The organism is Priestia sp. J2 (genome assembly GCF_020790095.1).
GTDB lineage: Bacteria > Bacillota > Bacilli > Bacillales > Bacillaceae_H > Priestia > Priestia zanthoxyli.
In genome coordinates, this window is record NZ_CP086208.1 from 443,725 (window position 1) to 450,000 (window position 6,276).

Genomic DNA, 6,276 nt, shown 5'->3' on the forward strand with positions numbered 1-6,276 from the left:
AATGATTCAAGATGGATTTATGTATGTGAGTGTGTTAACTGCCTTTGCTGCGCTCATGGTAGGGATTGAAAAACGATTTAAAGCCAATGGATTTTTTAAGTTTATTCCAGGTATTGTACTTATTTATATAGGAGCGGCTCTTATGCAAACGGCAGGATTATTTGGGGATAGCGAGTCAAATGCCGCCATGTATGCAGGCGTTAAAAATGCACTTCTTCCTGCTATGCTGATGCTTATGCTGTTAAAGTGTGATGTTCGAAGTGTAATTAAACTTGGTCCAAGAATGCTGGGAGGATTCATCGTTGCGGTTTTTAGTATAATGATAGGCTTTTTCCTCGTCTATGCCATCTTTAAGAATTTCTATGTAGAGGATACGTGGAAAGCTTTTGGTGCTTTATCAGGAAGTTGGACCGGTGGGTCAGCTAACATGGTTGCCCTTCAAGGGATTTTGGATGTTCCAGAAAATATATTTGGCTACGCTCTTATGATGGATACGATTAACTATGCCGTATGGGTTATGTTTATGTTTTGGCTTGTACCATTTGCATCTAAATTTAATAAATGGACAAAAGCAGACGTCAGCTTTATTGAGAATAGTATAGATGAAGTCGCAGCAACATCTGAAAGCGAAAAAGAAGGTCCTCAGTTTCAGCATCTTCTTTATTTGCTTGGGCTAGGTTTGTTCGTTTCGGCATTGTCTACATTTATCGGAGGGCGTTTGCCTGAAGTGGGAGCCGTTATTAATGCAACGAGCTGGACGATTATGATTGCTTCTGTCGTTGGTTTAGTGCTTGCTGTAACTCCAGCGGCAAAAATTCCAGGTACGCTCGATGTATCAAACGTTATGTTATACATCGTTGTAGCGTTAATTGCTTCTCAATCAGATTTTTCAAATTTAGTTCAGGCTCCTATTTACTTAGTATCTGGTTTTCTCATTATGTTCGTCCACTTAGTGATCATGCTGTTGCTAGCTAAACTATTTAAATATGATTTATTTACGCTCGGGGTAGCCAGTTTAGCTAATATTGGCGGAATGGCGTCTGCTCCAATGCTTGCAGCTGCTTATAACCGTGCACTGATTCCGGTAGGAGTCATTATGGCTCTGATGGGTTCCTTCTTAGGTACTTATTTTGGTATGATGATCGCCAAAATTTTAGGGGCGATCTAAGAATAAACCAAAATAGGTATAAAAGAACATGTGTGCTGAATCGAAAGGAAGCGATTGAAATGATAATTAAAGACATAACTGTAAAGCATCAAACCGTTCCACTGCTCGTTCCGTTTAAAACAGCGCTTCGAACAGCAACAGAGATAGACAGCATAAGTGTAGAGATTCAGTTAGAAAACGGAATAAAAGGAAAAGGAGCGGCTTCGCCAACATATGTTATTACAGGCGATTCTTTAGAAGGCATTCAAGCTGCACTTCAAGGACCTATTAAACTAGCGCTAATAGGGGAGGATATACGTCAGTTTCAAAAACTCTTAAAAAAAATTCAAAGCTGCTGTATTCACAATTCAAGTGCTAAAGCGGCTGCTGATATCGCTTTGCATGATGCTTATACAAAGTTTCTCAACATTCCTTTATATGCTTTCTTGGGCGATAAGCAGCCTATCTCTACGTGTATGACGATAAGTGTTGATACACCTGAAAAAATGGCTGAAGACGCACAAAAAAGTGCAGCGGACGGATTTGACATTTTAAAAGTGAAGGTAGGTTCAATTCCTGAGCTAGACCTTGAGCGTATTAAACATATTCGATCTGTCATTCCGGATCATGTAAAACTTCGGTTGGATGCAAATCAAGGATGGACTCCAAAACAAGCAGTGCAATTAATTAATGAAATGGAAGCTCTCAATTTCGGTATTGAACTGGTAGAACAGCCTGTCGTTGCTCATGATTGGGAAGGGTTAAAGTTTGTGACTGAACGAGTAAACATACCCATTATGGCAGATGAGAGTCTATTTTCTGCCAAAGATGCATTAAGGCTTGTAAGCGGGCGGTACGTGGATCTTTTAAATATTAAGCTAATGAAGTGCGGAGGCATTAATGAAGCAAGAAAAATCGCGAGTATTGCTGAGGCGAACGGTGTTGCGTGTATGATTGGAAGCATGATGGAACCATCACTTTCCGTGGGAGCAGCTGCTCATCTGGCAGCCGCTCATCCAAATATCACGTATTTTGACTTAGATGCTCCTCTTTGGCTTTCAACTGAACTGGATGTGTTAAAGTACAGCGGTCAAGAGGTTTTCTTATCAGATCTTCCTGGAATAGGAGAAATCACCGTTCCTATCTCAAAATAAAAAGATAGTAATATAGTAGAAGGAGAGAGACGATGAATATAAAACGTTGGCTTTTGACGGTAACAACAGTTATTTTAGCTACATTTGGAGTCAGTGCAGTTCCTTCTGTTCATGCTTCTGAAGAAAAAGAAACTGCTTATATAGATGTCGCAGCAGCTACTCTTTGGACAGCACCAAACATCTTGCGTGAAGTGGACGCTCCGTCAGCTACTAATCCTGTAGATATGAAGAAGTGGACCACATCGATGAATTTGAAACAGAAGCAGCAGTTATCTAGTGACGGGATGCTTGAGACACAAGCGTTATATGGAAACAAAGTAACGGTTTTAGAGAGACAAGGAGATTGGGTCAAAGTAGCTGTAGACGGACAGCCTACTTCTCGAAATGAATTAGGATATCCCGGGTGGATGCCTACTAAACAATTAACCTATAGCAAAAGGTACGAACAGTATGCAAAGAAGCCTTTTATAATGGTGACGGCTCCGACTACTTATTTATATCATTCGCCTTCTTTGAAAAAGAAAGGTATTGAAGTTAGCTATAATACGCGCTTACCTCTTTTGGTAAAATCAAAGAGTGCATATAAAGTATTAAAACCAAATGGAAAGACAGCATGGGTTTCTGCAAAAGCAGGAAAAATCTACGCTTCTCAAAAAGATATTCCTGTACCAACTGGCACGGAGCTTGTTGAAAGCGGAAAGGCATTTTTAAACCTTCCATATTTATGGGCTGGCATGAGTGGTTTTGGATTTGACTGCTCTGGATTTACGTTTACGATGTACCAGTCCCATGGTATTACAATTCCACGTGACTCAGGCCCACAGTCTAGAGCAGGGAAACCAGTAGAGATGAACAATCTTCAACCCGGAGACTTATTATTCTTTGCCTATAACCAAGGAAAAGGAAGCGTCCACCATGTAGCAATGTATGCGGGAGATGGTATGATGATTCATTCGCCGAACTCCGAGCGGACAGTAGAGATTATTCCTTTAAACACGAAGGGGTATATTGAAGAGTATGCAGGTGCACGTCGTTATTTACCTTAATTAGTAAGATAAGAAAGAAGCTCTTTTTGTGAAGGGCTTCTTTTTTAATATAGGTATAAATAAAAATTAGAAAATTTAGATTATTTATGTTTAACTACTTCTCAGTAGGGGAAGAAGTAAAGTAAGAAAAAAACGTTTTTCTTCTCGAAACATATTGACTTTATGTGCAGGGCATTATATTATTATAAAGCGTCGTTGAGACATAACAGTAACAATGAAGCTAAAAAAAAGAATTTTAAAAAGTTGTTGACATTACGTCGGTAACTTGATAAGATAATAAAGTCGCTTAAGAGCGGCGGTTGAACTTTGAAAACTGAACAAAGCGACAAACGTCAACGTTAATTTTTATTTTTTAATTGAGCAAGTCAAACATTTCTTCGGAGAGTTTGATCCTGGCTCAGGATGAACGCTGGCGGCGTGCCTAATACATGCAAGTCGAGCGAACTGATTAGAAGCTTGCTTCTATGACGTTAGCGGCGGACGGGTGAGTAACACGTGGGCAACCTGCCTGTAAGACTGGGATAACTTCGGGAAACCGAAGCTAATACCGGATAGGATCTTCTCCTTCATGGGAGATGATTGAAAGATGGTTTCGGCTATCACTTACAGATGGGCCCGCGGTGCATTAGCTAGTTGGTGAGGTAACGGCTCACCAAGGCAACGATGCATAGCCGACCTGAGAGGGTGATCGGCCACACTGGGACTGAGACACGGCCCAGACTCCTACGGGAGGCAGCAGTAGGGAATCTTCCGCAATGGACGAAAGTCTGACGGAGCAACGCCGCGTGAGTGATGAAGGCTTTCGGGTCGTAAAACTCTGTTGTTAGGGAAGAACAAGTACGAGAGTAACTGCTCGTACCTTGACGGTACCTAACCAGAAAGCCACGGCTAACTACGTGCCAGCAGCCGCGGTAATACGTAGGTGGCAAGCGTTATCCGGAATTATTGGGCGTAAAGCGCGCGCAGGCGGTTTCTTAAGTCTGATGTGAAAGCCCACGGCTCAACCGTGGAGGGTCATTGGAAACTGGGGAACTTGAGTGCAGAAGAGAAAAGCGGAATTCCACGTGTAGCGGTGAAATGCGTAGAGATGTGGAGGAACACCAGTGGCGAAGGCGGCTTTTTGGTCTGTAACTGACGCTGAGGCGCGAAAGCGTGGGGAGCAAACAGGATTAGATACCCTGGTAGTCCACGCCGTAAACGATGAGTGCTAAGTGTTAGAGGGTTTCCGCCCTTTAGTGCTGCAGCTAACGCATTAAGCACTCCGCCTGGGGAGTACGGTCGCAAGACTGAAACTCAAAGGAATTGACGGGGGCCCGCACAAGCGGTGGAGCATGTGGTTTAATTCGAAGCAACGCGAAGAACCTTACCAGGTCTTGACATCCTCTGACAACTCTAGAGATAGAGCGTTCCCCTTCGGGGGACAGAGTGACAGGTGGTGCATGGTTGTCGTCAGCTCGTGTCGTGAGATGTTGGGTTAAGTCCCGCAACGAGCGCAACCCTTGATCTTAGTTGCCAGCATTTAGTTGGGCACTCTAAGGTGACTGCCGGTGACAAACCGGAGGAAGGTGGGGATGACGTCAAATCATCATGCCCCTTATGACCTGGGCTACACACGTGCTACAATGGATGGTACAAAGGGCTGCAAGACCGCGAGGTCAAGCCAATCCCATAAAACCATTCTCAGTTCGGATTGTAGGCTGCAACTCGCCTACATGAAGCTGGAATCGCTAGTAATCGCGGATCAGCATGCCGCGGTGAATACGTTCCCGGGCCTTGTACACACCGCCCGTCACACCACGAGAGTTTGTAACACCCGAAGTCGGTGGAGTAACCGTAAGGAGCTAGCCGCCTAAGGTGGGACAGATGATTGGGGTGAAGTCGTAACAAGGTAGCCGTATCGGAAGGTGCGGCTGGATCACCTCCTTTCTAAGGATTTTTACATGACGTACGTTTTGACACTTTGTTCAGTTTTGAGAGTTCAATCTCTCAATTATAGAAAGCACACTACTTTCTTCTTATTAGATAAGAAGAATTTTGGTTGCGATTGTTCTTTGAAAACTAGATAACAGTAATTGCTGAGGAAAAGTGAAACTTTTCTTTAATCAAACCAATAAATAACACAACTTTATGTTGTACCATTTATTCGCTAATGGTTAAGTTAGAAAGGGCGCACGGTGAATGCCTTGGCACTAGGAGCCGATGAAGGACGGGACTAACACCGATATGCTTCGGGGAGCTGTAAGTGAGCTTTGATCCGGAGATTTCCGAATGGGGAAACCCACTGTTCGTAATGGAACAGTATCTTTATCTGAATACATAGGATATTGAAGGCAGACCCGGGGAACTGAAACATCTAAGTACCCGGAGGAAGAGAAAGCAAATGCGATTTCCTGAGTAGCGGCGAGCGAAACGGAATTAGCCCAAACCAAGAGGCTTGCCTCTTGGGGTTGTAGGACACTCTATACGGAGTTACAAAGGAACGAAGTAAATGAAGCGACCTGGAAAGGTCCGTCGAAGAAGGTAACAACCCTGTAGTTGAAACTTCGTTCCCTCTTGAGTGGATCCTGAGTACGGCGGAACACGTGAAATTCCGTCGGAAGCTGGGAGGACCATCTCCCAAGGCTAAATACTACCTAGTGACCGATAGTGAACCAGTACCGTGAGGGAAAGGTGAAAAGCACCCCGGAAGGGGAGTGAAAGAGATCCTGAAACCGTGTGCCTACAAGTAGTCAGAGCCCGTTAACGGGTGATGGCGTGCCTTTTGTAGAATGAACCGGCGAGTTACGATCCCATGCAAGGTTAAGCTGATAAGGCGGAGCCGTAGCGAAAGCGAGTCTGAATAGGGCGTTTAGTATGTGGTTGTAGACCCGAAACCAGGTGATCTACCCATGTCCAGGGTGAAGTTCAGGTAACACTGAATGGAGGCCCG

At 43.9% G+C, this 6,276-nt stretch carries 3 protein-coding genes and 2 rRNA genes (1 of these 5 only partly in view); all 5 read left to right on the forward strand.

Features of this window, described 5'->3' with window-relative positions:
- Position 1 precedes the first annotated feature (1 nt).
- Positions 2–1,168, forward strand: coding sequence for a DUF819 family protein (locus LJY09_RS02380; RefSeq protein ID WP_028412669.1), 1,167 nt, complete (start codon positions 2–4; stop codon positions 1,166–1,168).
- Between the two features lie 59 nt (positions 1,169–1,227).
- Positions 1,228–2,301, forward strand: a complete 1,074-nt coding sequence (locus tag LJY09_RS02385; protein ID WP_028412668.1) for a dipeptide epimerase — start codon at positions 1,228–1,230, stop codon at positions 2,299–2,301.
- A 32-nt stretch (positions 2,302–2,333) separates the two neighbouring features.
- The gene (locus LJY09_RS02390; RefSeq protein ID WP_028412667.1) at positions 2,334–3,347 is read left to right on the forward strand and encodes a C40 family peptidase; all 1,014 of its coding nucleotides are present in this window, start codon (positions 2,334–2,336) and stop codon (positions 3,345–3,347) included.
- A gap of 374 nt (positions 3,348–3,721) precedes the next feature.
- Positions 3,722–5,273, forward strand: a 16S ribosomal RNA gene (locus tag LJY09_RS02395).
- A 225-nt stretch (positions 5,274–5,498) separates the two neighbouring features.
- A 23S ribosomal RNA gene (locus tag LJY09_RS02400) occupies positions 5,499–6,276 on the forward strand; it runs 2,158 nt beyond the window's last position.
- Together the 16S and 23S rRNA genes form the textbook arrangement of a ribosomal RNA operon.